This is a genomic window from Nocardia sp. GCM10030253 (assembly GCF_042675075.1).
Classification (GTDB): Bacteria; Actinomycetota; Actinomycetes; order Mycobacteriales; family Mycobacteriaceae; genus Nocardia.
This window is the reverse complement of sequence record NZ_JBHTDL010000006.1, coordinates 1-17,131: the sequence shown is the minus strand read 5'-3', so window position 1 is coordinate 17,131 and position 17,131 is coordinate 1. Positions and strand designations below refer to the sequence as shown.

The window sequence follows — 17,131 nt, the reverse complement described above, 5'->3', positions numbered from 1 at the left end:
TCTGGAACTCGTGACGGAAAGTGCGGTACTCGATTCGCGGCGAGACGTGTACCGATGGGGAGCCATCACCGCGATCGGAGCGGTCGCGGGGTATCTCGCGGTCCTGCTGGCCAACGCCCGCCACTTCTACACCGACGACACCGAATCGCAGTACACCGGACTGTGGATCGGCCTCGGGCGGTCGCTGCGCGACGGCACTTTCCCGGTGCTGGTGCCCGAGCGGTGGATGTCGGGCAACAACACGATGGATGATGCGGGGCTGTTCAATCCGCCGCAGCTGCTGATCGACCTGATCGCGCCGTCGGTCGACAACATGGCGTTGTACGCGACGGTCGTCAAACTGATCTTCGCCGTCATCGCCGCGCTCGGGGTGTACCGGATCTGCCTGGCCTACGGCGGTCGGCCCGCGTGGTCGGCGGTGGCGGGCGTCGCGTTCCCGCTGTCGGGTTTCTTCCTCTTCTTCGACGAAGCCAGCTGGATGACCGCGCTCACCGGCACCGCGTGGCTGGTGCATGCCTGGGCGGCGTCGGTGCGCTACACACGGGGCACGGGTGGGCCGATCCCGGTCTTCGTCTTCCTGTACCTGACCATCTCCACGCAGTACATCTTTCCCGCGGTGGAGGCGGCGATCATGCTGTTCGCCGTGGCGGTGGGTGAGCTTGTCCACCAACGCAAATGGCAGCCGGTGGCGCGGCTGACCGTCGCCGGAGCCTGTGCCGGACTCGCGGGCTTGCTGACCTTCCTGCCGAGCATGCTGTCGGCGAAGGTGACCTGGCGTGGCACCTCGCAGATCATCAACGACCAATTCCTGACAGTGCCGTGGTCGGAATCGCTGAACGCCAGCCTGCCGAGTTCGATGCCCGCCTTCACCTCCTGGTGGGGGTATGTGCAGCCGATGCCGGTCACCTATATCGCCTGGTTCCTGATTCCGGCGCTGGCGTTCATCGACTGGCAGCGGGCCAAGGAAAGCTGGCGGGAGCTCAGCGCGGTGGCGGTGTTCTCGGTGCTGATGCTGATGTGGGCCGCCGGACCGGGTTCGATCGGTCCGCTGCGCTGGCCGGTGCGGGTACTGCCGATGCTCGCCATCGGACTGCTGGTGCTGGCGTGTGTACTGCTCGGGCGCTACGGCACGGTCCGTGACCTGAAGAATCGCGGGATCGCCGCGGGAGTGCTGATCGGGCTGCTGTGGGTGCGGTCCTTCTCCGCCGATCCGCACGCCGTGATCTGGCATGTGGTTGCGGCCGTCGCGATCGTCGCGCTCGGCGCCGGGGTGGTGTGGCTGGATCGCACCAAGGGGGTGGCCGCGGCGTGCGCGCTGACCATTGCCGCGATGTTCCCGATCGCCTACTTTCAGGTCAGAGCTGCCCAGCCGACCCCGATGACGTGGAATCTGCCGACCAACCGTTCCGAGGCCGAGGCCGCGTTCCCTGATTTCCCCGGCAACACCATCCAGCTCGCCGAGCGCGGGTTGCTGCAGCCGCAGGACAAGAGTCTCGAAGGCGCCTACGGCTCCCTGGTATTCGGTAACTACGCCAAGTCGCTCGACCTGTCCTACGTCAACGGCTATACGCCGACGGGCCACTTCTACTTCGGCGAGCTGCTGTGCATGCGCTGGGACAGCAGCGTCTGTCCGGATGCCTACCGCCGGATGTTCGCCCCGGAAGCGAGCACCGGGCGACCGCTTGTCGATCTGATGAAGCTGGACCGCGTCGTCTTGCAGCGCGCTCTGTTCCCTGATGCCCGCAACCAGCCCGCGCCGCAGGGCTGGCAGTGGGTGGAGTACCCCCGCCACGAGCGCTACATTTCGGTGCTGGAGCGGGTGGACGGCCCGATCTCGACGGTGAACGGTCGGGTCGCGGACGCGAAGAACGCGACAGCGACCTCGATCTCCGAGACCGGCACCACCAGCCGGGTGCACGTGTCCTCGTCCGACGGCGGCCGCGTGGTGTTCGCGCGGCTGGGCTGGCCGGGTTACCGAGCCACCCTGAACGGCGAGCAGATCCCGATCGAGGTGGTCGCCAAAAGCTTCGTCGCTGTGGATATTCCGGCGGGCACCCGATCTGCCGAACTGGTGCTGACCTGGCGTCCGCCGGGTTGGAAGATCGGCATCGCGACCATGGCGGCCGGGGTGCTCGGCATCGGCGTGCTGCAGTGGCTGTATGTGCGGTCGCGGCGCCGGGACGCCGCGGCGTCGACCGAAGACCGGGCCGCGGGCGAGCCCGAACGCGAACTGGCGGATGTTGTTTCGTGAACGCTGACCCGTATCCGGTGGCCGGGCCGAGGGGCAGGCCGGCATCGGTGCGGGACGGGGCCGTCTTGCGGTGGGCGTGCCGATACTCGTCGCTGCGGGCTGTAGGGTCTGGAACTCGTGGTGGAAAGTAGCGCCCCCGCCCGGCGGGACGTGTACAAGTGGGGTCTCGTTACCGCACTCGGTGTTATCGCGGGATACGTTGCGGTCCTTTTGGCCAACGTCCGGCACTTCTATACTGACGACAGCGAGTCGCAGTACGCCCCGCTGTGGGTGATGCTCGGCCGCCAGCTGCGTGACGGCCGGTTCCCCGCGATGGTCCCCGAGCACTGGATGGCGGGCAACTACACCATCGAAGAGGCGGGTCTGCTGAACCCGCCGCAGCTGCTCATCGATCTGATCGCGCCCTCGGTGGACAACGTCGCGCTCTACACCACGGTGATCAAACTGATCTTCGCGATCGTTCTCGGGCTCGGCGTGTACCGGATCTGCGTGGAGTACGGCGCCGAGCTGCCGTGGGCCGCGGTCGCGGGCATCTCGATTCCCTTCACCGGGTGGCTGCTGTTCTTCGACGAGGCCAGCTGGTACACCGCGTTCACCGGTACCGCGTGGCTGGTGCATGCCTGGGCGTCCGGTGTGCGCTACGCGCGCGGAGGCAGCGGGCCGATCCCGACTTTCGTTTTCCTGTACCTGGCGATCTCGGTGCAGTACATCTTCCCGGCCGTCGAGGCCGGTCTGATGATCGGCGCGGTGGCCGTCGGCGAGGTTGTCTATCAACGCAAGTGGCTGCCGTCGCTGCGGCTGCTCGCGGTGGCGGGCGGTGCGGCGCTGGCCGGGATGGCGACCTACCTGCCGAGCATGCTCTCGGCGAAGGCGACCTGGCGCGGCACCGCACAGATCAACAACGACCAGTTCCTGACCGTGCCGTGGTCGGAGTCGCTCAACGCCAGCCTGCCGAGCACGCTGCCCGCGTACAGCTCCTGGTGGGGTTATGTGCAGCCGATGCCGGTGGTCTACATCGCCTGGTTCCTGATTCCGGCACTGGCCTTCATCGACTGGCGCAAGGCGCGTGAGAACTGGCGCGAGTTCACCGCCATCGCGCTCGTCGCGATCATGGCGCTGATGTGGACCGCAGGCCCTGGCACCATCGGCCCGCTGCGCTGGCCCGCCCGGGTGCTGCCGATGCTTGCCCTCGGTCTGCTGGTGCTGGTGTGCGTGCTGCTCGGGCGCTACGCCACCTTCGCCGACTGGCGCAGGCGCGGGACCGCGGCGGCGGTCTTGATCGGGCTGCTGTGGTTGCGGTCGTACTCGGCGGCGCCGTCCGAAATGGTGTGGCATGTGGTCGCGGCGCTGGGCATCGCGGCGCTGGGGGCTGCGGTGGTGTGGCTCGGCCTACACCGCGGCACGGCCGCGGCCTGTGCGCTGATCATCGTCTCGGTGTTCCCGATCGCATTCCTGCAGGTGCACGCGGCACAGCCGACGCCGATGAGTTGGAACCTGCCGGAAAAACGCTCCGACATGAAGGCCGCCTTCCCGGATTTCGCGGGCACCACACTGCAACTCGCGGACCGCGGACTGATCCAGCCGGGCGAGCGGACTCTGCGCGGCGCCTACGGGTCGCTGGTTTTCGGCAACTACGCCAAGGACCTGGAGCTGACCTATGTCAGCGGCTACACGCCCAACGGCCACTTCTGGTTCGGCGAAATGCTCTGCATGCGTTGGGATACCAGCGTCTGCCCCGACGCCTACCGCCGGGCCTTCGCCACGGAGCCGTCCACCGGCAAGACCATCACGGACCTGATGAAGGTCGACCGGGTAGTACTGCAGAAGGCGCTGTACCCGGACGCGCGCAACCAGCCCGCACCACCCGGCTGGAAGTGGGTCGACTACCCCGGCCACGAGAAGTACATCGCGGTGCTCGAACGTGAGGGCGGGCTGGCCTCCACCCTGAACGGGCGCATCGCCGCCGTCTCGGGCGGCACCGCGACCTCGGTCTCGGAGTCGGATGTGACCAGCCGGGTGCGGGTGAGTTCGGAGCGGGGCGGGCAGGTCGTCTTCGCGCGGCTGAGCTGGCCCGGGTACCACGCGACGCTGAACGGTCGCGAGATCCCGGTCACGGTAGTCGCGAAAACCTTCGTCGCCGTTGATATTCCGGCGGGCACCAAGAACGCCGATCTCGAGCTGACCTGGCGTCCGCCGGGTTGGAAACTCGGCGCCGCTGCGGTGCTGTTCGGGTTGCTCGGTGCGGGCGCGTTGCAGTGGGTGTACCTGCGCGGCCGACGTCGTGACGACGAACCCGGCGGCGGCACGCCGACCGCGGACAGCCCGGCACCGGAACCCGACCTGGCAGGCGCGATCCGGTGAGTGCGGGAGAGATCGGGGCCCACGCGGGGGCGACGGGAATCGAGGATCCCGGACCACTGCTGCGCCTGGTGCGCAGGCAGGAGCTCGCCTTCGCCGTGGTCGGCGGCTTCAACACCGCATTGGGTATGGCACTGACGGTGGCCTGGCTTACGGTGCTCGGTCCGAATGTGCCGCCGTCGGTCGCGGTGGTGGCCGCCTACGGCATCAGCATTGTGATCGCGTTCGTCCTGCATCGCACGCTGGTGTTCCGGGTTCGCGGCCACGTGCTGCGCGATTTCCTGCGCTTTGTCGCGGTGAATTCCGGTGGGCTGCTGCTGAATATCGTGCTGCTGGAGTTGGCCGTCTCGGTGCTGGGTTTTCCGGACAAGCCCTCGGCGGTCGTCGTGATGGGGCTCGTCGCCATTGCCAGCTTCTTCGGCCACCGCTATATATCGTTCCGGCGGGAACCGGTGGCGCCGTCGTCCACCGGTTCGGGTGCGGAGCGGTTTTAGGAGCCGGGTAAGTTATCGACCATGCCGGAGGAAACCGCCTTGGACGCCACGCTGTTGAGCCTGCTCGCCTGCCCGCAGGACAAGGGTCCGCTGCTGTTGGTCCGCGATGACAAGGGCGCCACCGCGCTTTACAACCCGCGCCTGCGCCGCGCCTACCCGATCGAGAACGGCATTCCGGTGCTGCTCATCGACGAGGCCCGCGATGTCGGCGACGCCGAGCACGCCGCGTTCGCCAGCCAGCACGCCGACGCCTGAGGATGCGCTGATCCAGTGGCACGCCGTGCCAGGGTGCCACTGAATTGCTGATCACAGAATCATGGTGTGGCGAGGTCGATTTCGCCGGTCAGGTAGCGCTGGAGGGTGGGGCCGACGGCCGCGAGCAGGTCGGGGAGTGGCATGGACGCCAGCGGCTCCACCTCGATGATCTTTCGCGCGACCAGGACCCCGATCATCTGGGTGGCGACCAACGAGACGCGGGCCCGCCCGTCGTCGTCGGGCGTCGCGATGCGCAACCGTACCCGTTCGAGCACGACATCCAGCACAAACGTTCTGGCCAGGGCCATATCGCCGCCCGCAAGAATGCTGCGCACCGCCGCGACCACGCCGGGACCCGCGGGGGAGTCCCAGATGGCGACCACCGAGCCGAGGATGGTTTCGCCGAGCCGATCCAGCGGTGCCGCGTCGATCTTCCGCAGCGTGGCCTCCGGATCGATCGGCAGATCGACCACCGCCGCGAACAGCTGCTGTTTGGTCCCGAAGTAGTGATGAACCAGCGCCGGATCGACACCGGCGTCGGCGGCGACGGCGCGGATCGAGGTCTTGTCGAAACCGGCCTCGGCAAAACGGGTTCGGGCGGCGGCCAGAATCGTCTCCCGGGCGCCGGACTGTCCGGGTCTGCGTCCGGTACGGGTGGCGCGATCGCCATTGCTATCGCGTGGCATCACGGGGTACGCCGCCGGAGGGTGGCCGCGCCGAGGCACAGGGCCACGACGGCGAACCCGGCGACCACCGCCAGGTCGCGCCACATCGCACCGGTCGCCTCGGGGTGGGTCGAAACCTGTTGCAGCGCATCGACCGCATAGCTCAGCGGCATCACATTGCTGATCGCCTCCAGCCAGCCGGGCAGTTCCGCACGCGGAACGAGCAAGCCGCACAGGAAGATCTGCGGCGCGACCACCACCGGCATGAACTGCACCGCCTGGAATTCGGTGCGCGCGAAGGCGCTTGCCAAGAGGCCGAGCGCGACCCCGCACACCGCGCCGACCATCGCGATCAGCACTACCCAGCCGGGGTTGCCCGCCGAGTCGAGGCCGAGGAGGCCGAAGGAAACCAGGCAGGCCACCGCCGCCTGCCCGGCCGCGGCCAGCGAGAACGCCGACCCGTATCCGGCCAGCAGATCGATCTTCGATAGCGGAGTGGTGAGCAGCCGCTCCAATGTGCCGGAAGTGCGCTCGCGCTGCATGGCGATGGCGGTGATCAGGAACATCACGATGAACGGCAGGATGCCGAGCATGCTGATGCCGACACGGTCGAACAGCGGTACGGGGTTGAGCGGATTCTTCGGGGTGTCCTTGTAGATGAAGTACAGCAATGTCATCAGCAGGGCGGGTACTACGAGAATCATGGCGACGGTGCGGTGGTCGTTGCGCAGTTGGCGCAGGATGCGGGAGGTCGTCGCGAGATACGGACGCAGGGTGGGCGTTCGGCGCGATGCGGTGCCCGGATCGATGGCGATATTCATGCTGTCTGTCCCATCGTGATCAAGGAGAGGAAGGCTTGTTCGAGGTTCTGTTCGCCGGTCTGGGCGCGCAGTTCGTCCGGGCTGAGTTGCGCGAGCAGTTTGCCTTCGCGCATGAGCAACAGCTGGTCGCAGTGTTCGGCTTCGTCCATTACATGACTGGAAACGAGCAGGGTCGTTCCCGAGGCGGCCAGTTCGTGGAACTGCTTCCAAAGATCCACGCGTAGTACCGGATCCAGGCCGACGGTCGGTTCGTCCAGGACCAGCATGTCCGGCTGCGCGACCAGCGCGCAGGCCAGTGAGGCGCGTGTTTGCTGACCGCCGGAGAGCTCGTCGCCGCGCTGATGCGCGTGTTCGAGCAGCCCGACCGAGGTGATGGCCGTATCGGTGGCGTCGCGGTCGCGGCCGTAGAGCGCGGCGTAGTACGCGACGTTATCGCGGACGCTGATGTCCGAGTAGATGCTCGGTGCCTGGGTGACGTAGCCGATGCGGTGGCGCAGTTCTTTGACGCCCGCGGGCAGCCCGAGCGCGGAGATTTCTCCCGATTCCACGATCTGGGTGCCCACGATGCTGCGCATCAGTGTGGTTTTGCCGCAGCCGGACGGTCCGAGCAGCCCGGTGATCGAACCGCGCGGAATTGTCAGCGACACATCGTGGAGAACTTCGCGTCCACCGCGCCGCACCGTCAGGTTCCGGACATCGATGGCGGGGGATGAGTGCAGGTCCGTCATGAGACGCCTCAATTCATCGGGTGTTGAATTCACTGTGTGATGAATTTAGCGCGCCGGGGACGTCTGAGCAAGGGTCAGCGGCCAGTCGATCGCAGAGCCCCGCATGTCGCCATGTTTCTGCCGCGTGTCGAGCGTGTGCCCTGGTCAGTGCCCGTGATGTGACGGCGGCTTTCCCGCGGATTGTCCCGGCTCGACCACGACAAACTGGCCCATCATGCCCTGGTCCTCGTGCCACAGCAGATGGCAGTGATACATGTACGGCGAGTTCGGATCGGCGGGTCCGTCGAACCGCATGGCGAGCTTCGCGGTGGCGTCTGGCGCCAGGAAGATGGTGTCCTTCGGCCCGGTCGACGTATCGGGCGGCGGCGCGCCGTTGATCTCCAGCACCCGGAATTGCACGTCGTGCACGTGGAAGTTGTGCGGCATCCCGTCGTTGTTGTGCACGACCCAGGTCTCGGCGGTGCCCTTGGTCACCGTCAGATCGATGCGATCCATCGCCATCGGCTGTCCGTTGATCCCACTCAGATTCAGCTCGAAGCGGCGCTCCAGGACCGAATCGGAACCGTCGGGCGTCGATGGATGTGCCAGTGCCGCAGGTAGTTCGGGAGATGGCCGCAGCGTCGAAGCGGCGCGCAACTCGAGGATGTCGAAGGCGTCGTCGCCGCCCGCGAAGCGCTGCGTCCAGAAGCCGAGTCCCGCATCGAGCTTGTTGCTGCGCAGCACCGTGCGCTCGCCCGGCCGCACCCGGACCACGATCTCGGCGCGTTCACCCGGCGACAATCGCAGACTGTCCAGTGCGACCGGGTGTTCCATCAGGCCGCCGTCGGTGGCGACGAGGGAAAACCGGCGGTTGTCGGCGAAGCCGAAGGTGTACACCCGCGCGGTCGAGGCGTTGAGCAGTCGCAACCGCACCAACTCGTCGCCGACGGTGCGGTACGGCGTCATGGTGCCGTTCACCATCGTCTGATCACCGAGGAAGCCGACGTCACGGAAGATGCGGTGCGACGAATCGAACTCGGCCCCACGGAATTTCACGTCCTGGACGATCACGGGAAGGTCGTCGACGCCGTAGTTCTTCGGCAGCGGCAGTGCTTCGGACACGTCATCATCGAGCAGGAACATGCCTGCGAGCCCGCGGCGCACATGTTCTTCGGTCGCGCCGTGTGGGTGAGGGTGATACCAGAGCGTTGCGGCGGGCTGGTCCACGGTCCACCGCGGTGTCCAGGTCGCGCCTGCCGCCACCATCTGATGCGGACCGCCGTCCATTGCCGCTGGCAGATGCATACCGTGCCAGTGCACCGTCGACGGCTCCGAAAGTGTGTTTCGGACTTCGACTGCCACCTGCTCGCCGCGCCGGGCCCGCAGTGTCGGCCCGAGGTAGTCGCCATTGAATCCCCATGTCTCGGTGGTCTGTCCCGGTCGGAATTCCTTTCGCCCCGGACGCATAGCGAGCTGGAAGACTCGCGTGCCGTCCGGTCGGACGACTGACTCGGCCAGCGGCGGAATGGCGAGCTCATTGCGGAATTCCGTACTGCCGACGGTGGATACGGTCGCGCCGACATACACCCGGCTGACGCAGCCGCCGATCGAAAGCAGTAATACCGTCACGAGGGCCGCGAGGCCGAGGAGCAACCGCCGCAACCAGTGCGGCCGGGAAACCGAAGACATGCACTGACGGTAGGAATCGACACCCCGCGGACGCATCAGGGAGCGTCCCCATTTCGCCCCTGGTCCGCCCCTGATTTCGGATCGGCGCTGTCACCGGGTGTCCACTCGAATCGCCGCCGCGATCTACCGCCCGACCCACCTGAGTTCTTGCTACGGAAACCGGTGAGCAGCAACCGGATTCGGTGTCGGCGTCAGTCGTCGGCGAGTTCGGCGGTAGCGGCGCGCCCGGCCTCGGCGGTGCGGCGCAGGAAGTCCGCGATCACGTCGAGCTGGGCGTCGGTGTACTGCTCGCAGAGGTCGTCCATGCGGGTGTTCATACCGGAGAGCACCCGGTAGATCTCCGGGTTGCGGTCGCGGGTCGCGCGCACGGTGACGGCGCGGCGATCGGTCGCATCGGAGTCGCGTTCGCGGGTGATCCAGCCGCCGCGCTGCAATCGATCGAGCACTCCGGTCATGGTTGCCGGGTGCAGGCCTGCCAGTTTGGCCAGGGCGCCCGGGCTCAGGGGGCCGTGACGGTTGATGAGGTCGAGGCAGTTCCAGTCGGCGTCCTTGAGCTCGACCTTGGCTCCGAACTGCCGATTCAGTAGCGACAGTTGGGTGTTCAGGTCGCGCAACGACTCTTTGACCACGTTCGCCGACTGTCGGTGCCGCCGCGCATCCGCCTTTGTTACGTCTGTCATATTGTATGACTTTCAAAATAGTTGATATGGTTGTCATATTATATGGCATTCGGATGAAAGAAGGAACTCGCTATGCGCATCATCGTTTTCGGAGCCAACGGTCCCACCGGCCGCCTACTGACCGGTCAGGCTCTTGTCGCGGGCCATGACGTCGTCGCCGTCACGCGGCGGCCCGGGGAATTCCCGATCGAACACGACCGGCTCACCGTCTTCGGTGGCGACGTCCACCAACCGGATTCGGTCGATACGGCTGTCTCCGGAGCCGACGCCGTGCTGTCCACCCTCGGCGTGCCTTACGGCAAGGAGTCGATAACCACCTACTCCGACGGGGTCGGCAACATCGTCGCCGCCATGCATCGCCACGGCGTACGTCGCATCGGAGTCGTCTCGTCCAGCGCGGTCGATCCCAAGCCTTATTCGGATGCCGGTTTCGTCTTCAATCGGGTGCTACAGCCCTACATCGTGCGCGTCATGGGCAAGACGCTGTACGACGACATGCGGCGAATGGAAACACTGCTGCGGGCAAGCGATCTCGACTGGACGATCGTGCGGCCCGGCGGGCTGTACGAACTGCCTGCCGTCACGGACTACACGATGGTGGAGGGGCATGCCGACCGCCGCTACACCGCTCGGGTCGACTTGGCGGCGAGCCTACTCCGGCTGGTCGACGACGACCGGTTCGTGCGCAAGACCGTCGGGGTCGTCACGACGGTCGACAACCCGAGCCTGTTGCAGTTGATCCGGCACGAGGCGCTCGGCAAGAGTTGACGTGGGCGTGCGAATCGGCCGCCCGCGGTGCGATCCGCCGCATTCTGGCTGGTAGCGGCAGTTTTCCGAACCGCAACTCGAAGTGTGGCGTGGATCACACTAGTCGGGTGTCACGTTCTGCGGCCGTTGTTTGTCCCATGGTCGTCACCAACCAACGAACCCTGCACCGGTGACCAGACCATTGGAGCAATGCCATGCACACACAGCGGCGGATCGTCATCCTCGGAGCCGGTTACACCGGCATGCTGGCCGCGGTGCGGCTGGCCCGGCGGACTCGCAAACTCGACGTCAGGATCACCCTGGTCAACCCGTCCGCCCGGTTCACCGAGCGGCTGCGCATGCACCAGATCGCGGCAGGCCAGGAACTGGCCGACCATCGGATCCCGGAACTGCTGGCAGGCACTGGCGTTGAATTCATCCAGGGCTCGGCCACTTCCATCGACACGGCGGCGCAGCGGGTCTACGTCGACGGCACCGTGACGCTGCACTACGACGAACTGATCTACGCCCTCGGCAGCAGCACCGACACCAGCATCGTGCCCGGCGCCGCCGATCACGCGTGGACCCTGAACGCACCGCGCACCGCGCACCGTTTTTCGGAGCATCTCGCGGTGGTCGACGCCGATGGCGGCAATGTCGCGGTCTGCGGCGGCGGCCTGACCGGCATCGAGGCCGCGGCCGAAATCGCCGAGAGCTACCCGGGCTTGCAGGTCACTCTGATCAGCAGCACCGAGCCGGGCGCGATGATGGGAGACAAGGCCCGGCTCTACCTGAACAAGGCGCTGGACCGGCTCGGCGTCGTCCGCGAGATCGGACAGGCCGTCACCAAGGTGCTGCCGGACGCCGTCGAACTCGCCGATGGCGAACTGGTTGCGGCCGATATGACCCTGTGGACCACCGGAGTCCGCGTCTCCCCGTTGGCCGCGCAGGCCGGCATCGAGACCGACGCTCGCGGGCTGATCGTGGTCGACCCGACCCTGCGGTCGGTCTCGCACCCCAACATCCACGCCATCGGTGACGCCGCCGCGGTGCGCCAGGCCTGGGGGCAGATCCACGGCACCTGCCAGTCCGGCATGCCGACGGCCGCCTACACCGCCGACACCATCGCAAGGCAACTGCGCGGCAAGACGGTGAAGCCGTTCCGGTTCGGCTACTTCCACCAGCCGGTCAGCCTGGGTCGCAACGACGCGGTCATCCAGTTCACCAAGGCCGACGACACCCCTGGCCGGTACTACCTGAGCGGCCGTGCCGCGGTGCGGTACAAGGAGACCGTCAGCAGCAGCCCGGTGCCGAGCTTCAAGCTCAGCAAGAAGGTGACGATGTCGGTCCAACTGTCCAAGGGTGGCAAGGCCACCCGGGCGACCGCATGAAACGACGAATCGGCCGCCCGCCGCGCAACCGTCGGCGGCGGTAGGTTCGATCCGACAACGTGACACCTGACCAGCACGGCCTGAATATGCGGAGAGGCGGAAGAGCAGATGGTTGACGCTTTGCCCGCACAGGACCCCTTCATCGAACATCGGCGGCTGCTGTTCTCCACCGCCTATCGGATGCTTGGCACCGTCACCGATGCTGAGGACGTCCTTCAGGACACCTGGTTGAAATGGAATGAAACCGATCAGTCGACGGTCCAGCATCCCAAGTCCTATCTGGTCCGCACGGTCACCAACCTGTCGTTGAACCGGCTCACCTCTGCCAAGGCCACCCGCGAAAACTACGTCGGCCCTTGGCTGCCCGAGCCCCTGCTGACCTCGCCGAATATCGCGGAGGAGACCGAATTGGCCGACACCGTCTCCACCGCGATGCTGGTGGTGCTGGAAACACTGAGCCCGGTCGAACGAGCGGTCTTCCTACTGCGCGAGGTCTTCGGCTACTCGCATGCCGAAATCGCCGACACCCTCGACAAGCCCGAGACCACCGTCCGGCAGATTGCGCACCGGGCCCGCGCCCACGTGCAGTCCCGCCGCCCGCGCTTCGACACCGATAAGGCCGAGCGGGCGCACATCACCGAGCAATTCATGGCCGCCTGCTCGGGCGGGGATCTCAACGCGCTGATGGATCTGCTGGCCCCGGACGTGACGTCCTGGTCGGATGGCGGCGGTGTCGTCACCGCGGCCCGGCGTCCGCTCTATGGCCCCGACCATGTGGCCCGCTGGGTCCTGGGCGTACTTGCCAAGCCGATCGTCGCGGGTTTCCGGCTCGAACCCGCATACATCAACGGCGAATTGGGTGCGCTGGCGATTCTCGGCGGCGTCCCGATCGCCGCCTTCACCTACGACCTGATCGATGGCCGTATCCAGAACCTGCGCTTCCAGGTCAACCCGGAGAAGATGCACGCGCTCCAAGCGGGCGACAAGCTCCTCGGCTGAGGGGATCGCTTGAGCCGGTGCCACGCCGTCGGACAGGTCCGGCCTGCAGCGCGGAAATCTGCCAGCCGTTCTACGCTCTTGCCGTGACCAGCGAGATCGACACCGCGAATGCGGAAGGAGGACAGGTCAGGGCATCCACGCTAGAGCTCTTCTTCGACCTCGTCTTCGTCTTCACCATGACCCAGTTGACCCACGTCTTCACCCACCATCCGGGCTGGGAGGCGCTGGGGCAGGTGGCATTGCTGTTCGGTGTGATCTGGTGGATGTACAGCGGATACGTTTGGCTGACCAATGAAGTCGCGCCGAACAGTTCCACTCGGCGGACCTTCCTACTGCTCGGGATGTTCGGATTCTTCGTGCTGGCGCTGGCCATTCCGGATGCCTTCCACGGCACCGGAATCGCGTTCGGGATCGGGTACATCCTGGTCAACACGGTGCACACGGCGATGTTCTACGCCAATGGCGGCGCGTCGGCGACAGTGGCGATCAAGCGGATCGCACCGCTGAACGCGCTGGCCGCCGGATTGGTGCTGGCCGGTGGCTTCGCCCACGGCTGGCCTCAATACCTCTGCTGGGCAATCGCTTTCGCGGTCCAGGTACTCAGTCCCTATCTGGTCGACACCGGCGACTTCGTTGTCAGGGCCAGCCACTTCTGCGAACGGCACGGCCTGGTCATCATTGTCGCGATCGGTGAGTCCGTGGTCTCCATCGGCGCCGGGCTGGCGGGGGAGAAGCTCACGGTGCCGTTGGTCGCCAACGTCGCGCTGGGATTGGCGCTGGCATACGTGTTGTGGTGGGCCTACTTCGGGATGGACGACGAGCGCGGTGAACACGCGCTGGCGTCGGTGCCGGATCGGGCACGTTCGCGACCTGGCGTTCTCGCTTATGGCTACGCGCTGTACCCGCTGCTGGTCGGCATCATCGTGGCCGCGGCGGGCATCAAGATGAGCATCGCGCACGGCAACGAGGCTGCGTCCGTTGCCACCGCCGCGGCGCTGTCCGGCGGTGTCGCGCTGTACTTCCTCGGCCAGTTCTTCTTCAGGCTCGCTTTGCGCCTGCCGCGCCCGTGGTCCCGATTCATCGCGGCGGTCGCTGTCGCGGCAACCATTCCGATCGGCGTGGTGTGGGTGGCGTGGGCGCAGCTGGCAGCGCTCGTCGCGGTGGCTTATCTCGCGGTGATCGTCGACGATCTGGTGACGTTGCGCACCGGGCAACATAGCGCGTACCTCTGAATACGAACGCATTGCCGCCCGGCCGCGGTAGGCCGATCGGCAGTGTCGGATGTCGAGGAGAATAGCGCTGTGTATGCCGATGAACTCGCGATCGAACCGCCCGCCGCCGCCCGCCGACTGCTGGGTGCGACGCTTTGGTCAGGGCCGGTGGGCGTGCGGATCGTAGAGGTGGAGGCCTATGGCGGCGATCCAGCGGGACCGTGGCCGGATCCGGCGTCGCATTCCGGGCGCGGCCGGACCAAGCGCAATGCGGTGATGTTCGGGCCGGCCGGAGTGCTGTACGTATACCTCAGCTACGGCATGCACATGTGCGTGAACGTGACCAGCGGGCCGGACGGAACGGCGAGCGCGGTCCTCATCCGGTCGGGTGAGGTCGTCGCCGGGTTGGAGACGGCACGTGCGCGCCGCCCGGCGGCTCGTACCGACGCCGATTTGGCAAAGGGGCCAGGGAATCTCGGCAGCACGCTGGGGATCGCTCTGAGCGACTACGGAACTCGTCTATTCGATCCGTCCGCGCCGATCCGTCTGGAACTCAACGGTTCGGCCGGCCCCGACGAAGTCGTCAGCGGGCCCCGTGTCGGGGTCAGTACCGCGGCCGACGTGCCGTGGCGGTTCTGGCTCGCCTCGCCCGCGGTATCGGTCTACCGGCGCAGCCCGCGGGCACCGCAATCGGCGGTTCGGACCGAATAGTGCCAGGTAGTAGTGCCGATTATCGGCGAGATGCGATGAGTTTCCGCGCTACCCGAGTTCGTCGGCCAGGAAGACGTCGTGCGGATCTTCCATGAGATCGGCGCCGGCGACTGGTTGCGCTACATCGTCGGTCTGGTCGAGGTCTCGGGCGGCGCAGGGCTGCTGGTGCCGCACCTGAGCGGCGCCGGGGTTGTCGATCACCATGGTGCCCTGCATCCAGGCTTTCCTGCAGGGCGCACCGGGCCTGGCGATCTTCTCGCTGGTGTTGGCCGGCATCTTCGTCTGGATCGCCTGGGAGCCACGAGACAGCATCGTCGCGCTGTTGGCATTGGTGTCGCGCTGAACAATTCGACAAGCAACCGATGATCGGCGAAAAACCCCTCGATCGCGGGCGCGCTCGTCGACGACAATCGGCCGCGACACCTGCGCATCAGCGCAGGAAATCGGTGCGGAAAGATGGGACAGCGTGAGCGGCGACATCATCGACGAACTGACCTGGCGCGGACTGATCGCGCAGTCCACCGACCTGGATGCCCTGCGTTCGGCGCTGGCCGCCGATCGCCTGACCCTCTATGCCGGCTTCGATCCCACCGGCCCCAGCCTGCACGCCGGACACCTGGTGCCGCTGCTCGCGCTGCGCCGTTTCCAGCGGGCGGGCCACCGGCCCATCGTGTTGGCGGGCGGCGCCACCGGCCTCATCGGCGATCCTCGGGATGTCGGCGAACGCACCATGAACTCGTCCGACACCGTCGCGGACTGGGCCGAGCGGATCCGCTCGCAGCTGGAGCGTTTCGTCGACCTGAACGACGCACCGACCGGCGCGGTCATTGCGAACAACATGGATTGGACCGGCAACCTGTCGACCGTCGACTTCCTGCGCGACATCGGCAAGCACTTCTCGGTGAACGTCATGCTGGCCCGCGACACCATCAAGCGGCGCCTCGACGGCGAAGGTATCTCCTACACCGAGTTCAGCTACATGCTGTTGCAGGCCAACGACTACTTACAGCTGCGCCGCACCTACGGCTGCACGCTGCAGGTGGGCGGCTCGGACCAGTGGGGCAACATCATCGCGGGCGTGGAGTTGAACCGCAGGGTCGACGGCGAATCGGTGCACGCGCTGACCGTGCCGCTGGTGACCTCGGCCGACGGCAAGAAGTTCGGTAAGTCGACCGGCGGCGGCAGCCTGTGGCTCGACCCGGAGATGACCAGCCCCTACGCCTGGTACCAGTACTTCGTGAATACGGCCGACGCCGATGTCGTCCGCTACCTGCGCTGGTTCACCTTCCTGTCCAAGGAGGAGCTTGCCGAACTGGAGACGGCGACGACGGAGCGCCCGCATGCCAGGGAGGCGCAGCGCAAGCTCGCCGAGGAGATGACGACCCTGGTGCACGGGGAAGCGAACACCCGCGCGGTGCAGCTGGCGAGCCAGGCTCTGTTCGGTCGAGCGGACCTGCGTGAGCTGGACGAGCCGACGCTGGCCTCCGCTCTGCGGGAAGCCGCCGTCGATGGCACGGTTGCCGAGGTTGTGGCGGGGGAGCCGAGCACGATTGTCGATCTCCTTGTGGCTTCCGGACTGAGTGATAGCCGTGGCGCGGCCCGCCGCGCGGTGAACGAAGGCGGTGCTTCGGTGAACAACGAGCGCGTTTCGGATCTGGACTGGACCCCCTCCGACAGCGATTACCTGCACGGACGGTGGTTGGTGCTGCGCAGGGGTAAGCGCAACTTCGCCGGTGTCCTGCGGGCCGGCGCTTAAAGATCTTGGTGGCTTGAGTCACATCCGTGTAATTCAAGCGGGTTTCCCGGGTCGGTGCAGTGGCTCTGACCTGGGAAAACCCCTCCGTGTCTTGGCGATTTGACGTAGCGTTTCCCGCCGCGTAACTTTGTCCAAGTCAGAGCGACACGGACACCGACCCGGAGCCGAGAAGCCCAGCGGAAACGCTGAGCGGAGAGCCTGGGAAACGAGGTCGTACGAGGAGCGCCTGGCCACCAGTACCACCGATCGAACGAGCGGACTTGACTCTGACCGGATGATTGGCTAGGCTGGAAAAGTTGCCTCAGAGAAGCCCCCGAGAGAATCTGGGGATCAACTGTGTGCGTGTGTTCTTTGAGAACTCAATAGTGTGTCGATGAATGTCAGTGCCAATTATTT

General features: G+C 66.4%; 16 protein-coding genes. 10 read left to right on the top strand and 6 right to left on the bottom strand.

Translation table 11 applies throughout. The annotated features are described in order from the left end of the window. Positions 1-46: 46 nt before the first annotated feature. From ACFQZZ_RS12335 to ACFQZZ_RS12320, 4 genes are all read left to right on the top strand, one after another. On the top strand, positions 47-2,251 hold the full coding sequence (locus tag ACFQZZ_RS12335; protein ID WP_378680466.1) for a hypothetical protein: 2,205 nt from the start codon (positions 47-49) through the stop codon (positions 2,249-2,251). 117 nt (positions 2,252-2,368) lie between these two features. Continuing rightward, positions 2,369-4,612, top strand: a complete 2,244-nt coding sequence (locus ACFQZZ_RS12330) for a hypothetical protein (RefSeq protein ID WP_378678510.1) — start codon at positions 2,369-2,371, stop codon at positions 4,610-4,612. Then, positions 4,609-5,103 carry a GtrA family protein gene (locus ACFQZZ_RS12325; RefSeq protein ID WP_378678507.1) on the top strand — a complete coding sequence of 165 codons (495 nt, stop codon included), beginning with the start codon at positions 4,609-4,611 and terminating at the stop codon, positions 5,101-5,103. Before ACFQZZ_RS12330 ends, ACFQZZ_RS12325 begins: the two co-directional genes overlap by 4 nt. Before the next feature lie 21 nt (positions 5,104-5,124). Beyond that, complete coding sequence (locus ACFQZZ_RS12320) at positions 5,125-5,358, top strand: Trm112 family protein (RefSeq protein ID WP_378678504.1); 234 nt, start codon at positions 5,125-5,127, stop codon at positions 5,356-5,358. A gap of 59 nt (positions 5,359-5,417) precedes the next feature. Here the strand turns inward: ACFQZZ_RS12320 and ACFQZZ_RS12315 are convergent, their stop codons facing one another. The 5 genes from ACFQZZ_RS12315 to ACFQZZ_RS12295 form a co-directional block, all read right to left on the bottom strand. Beyond that, positions 5,418-6,044, bottom strand: coding sequence for a TetR family transcriptional regulator (locus ACFQZZ_RS12315; RefSeq protein WP_378680463.1), 627 nt, complete (start codon positions 6,042-6,044; stop codon positions 5,418-5,420). Then, on the bottom strand, positions 6,044-6,844 hold the full coding sequence (locus tag ACFQZZ_RS12310; protein ID WP_378678501.1) for an ABC transporter permease: 801 nt from the start codon (positions 6,842-6,844) through the stop codon (positions 6,044-6,046). The genes ACFQZZ_RS12315 and ACFQZZ_RS12310 overlap by 1 nt, the downstream gene beginning before the upstream one ends. Beyond that, the gene (locus tag ACFQZZ_RS12305) at positions 6,841-7,572 is read right to left on the bottom strand and encodes an ABC transporter ATP-binding protein (protein WP_378678498.1); all 732 of its coding nucleotides are present in this window, start codon (positions 7,570-7,572) and stop codon (positions 6,841-6,843) included. Before ACFQZZ_RS12305 ends, ACFQZZ_RS12310 begins: the two co-directional genes overlap by 4 nt. Before the next feature lie 144 nt (positions 7,573-7,716). Then, on the bottom strand, positions 7,717-9,240 hold the full coding sequence (locus ACFQZZ_RS12300; RefSeq protein ID WP_378678495.1) for a multicopper oxidase family protein: 1,524 nt from the start codon (positions 9,238-9,240) through the stop codon (positions 7,717-7,719). Positions 9,241-9,431: 191 nt separating this feature from the next. Beyond that, on the bottom strand, positions 9,432-9,920 hold the full coding sequence (locus tag ACFQZZ_RS12295; RefSeq protein ID WP_378678492.1) for a MarR family winged helix-turn-helix transcriptional regulator: 489 nt from the start codon (positions 9,918-9,920) through the stop codon (positions 9,432-9,434). 72 nt (positions 9,921-9,992) lie between these two features. Between ACFQZZ_RS12295 and ACFQZZ_RS12290 the strand changes: the two genes are divergently transcribed. From ACFQZZ_RS12290 to ACFQZZ_RS12270, 5 genes are all read left to right on the top strand, one after another. Next, the gene (locus tag ACFQZZ_RS12290) at positions 9,993-10,688 is read left to right on the top strand and encodes an NAD(P)-dependent oxidoreductase (protein WP_378678489.1); all 696 of its coding nucleotides are present in this window, start codon (positions 9,993-9,995) and stop codon (positions 10,686-10,688) included. Positions 10,689-10,882: 194 nt separating this feature from the next. After that, entirely contained in the window at positions 10,883-12,058 is a 1,176-nt protein-coding gene (locus ACFQZZ_RS12285) for an NAD(P)/FAD-dependent oxidoreductase (protein ID WP_378678486.1), read from the top strand. A 108-nt stretch (positions 12,059-12,166) separates the two neighbouring features. Further along, positions 12,167-13,057: an RNA polymerase sigma-70 factor gene (locus ACFQZZ_RS12280; RefSeq protein WP_378678483.1), complete on the top strand. Its 891-nt coding sequence runs from the start codon at positions 12,167-12,169 to the stop codon at positions 13,055-13,057. Between the two features lie 83 nt (positions 13,058-13,140). Next, positions 13,141-14,289, top strand: coding sequence for a low temperature requirement protein A (locus ACFQZZ_RS12275; protein ID WP_378678480.1), 1,149 nt, complete (start codon positions 13,141-13,143; stop codon positions 14,287-14,289). 69 nt (positions 14,290-14,358) lie between these two features. Next, positions 14,359-14,979, top strand: a complete 621-nt coding sequence (locus tag ACFQZZ_RS12270; protein WP_378678477.1) for a DNA-3-methyladenine glycosylase — start codon at positions 14,359-14,361, stop codon at positions 14,977-14,979. A gap of 48 nt (positions 14,980-15,027) precedes the next feature. On the opposite strand, the gene ACFQZZ_RS12265 is transcribed toward ACFQZZ_RS12270, so the two are convergent. Next, positions 15,028-15,462, bottom strand: coding sequence for a hypothetical protein (locus ACFQZZ_RS12265; protein ID WP_378678474.1), 435 nt, complete (start codon positions 15,460-15,462; stop codon positions 15,028-15,030). Between ACFQZZ_RS12265 and tyrS the strand changes: the two genes are divergently transcribed. Then, positions 15,446-16,735 (top strand): tyrosine--tRNA ligase, encoded by a 1,290-nt coding sequence (gene tyrS / locus ACFQZZ_RS12260; protein ID WP_378678471.1) that lies wholly within the window; start codon positions 15,446-15,448, stop codon positions 16,733-16,735. The two genes, ACFQZZ_RS12265 and tyrS, sit on opposite strands and share 17 nt — an antisense overlap. The last annotated feature ends 396 nt before the right edge of the window (positions 16,736-17,131 follow it).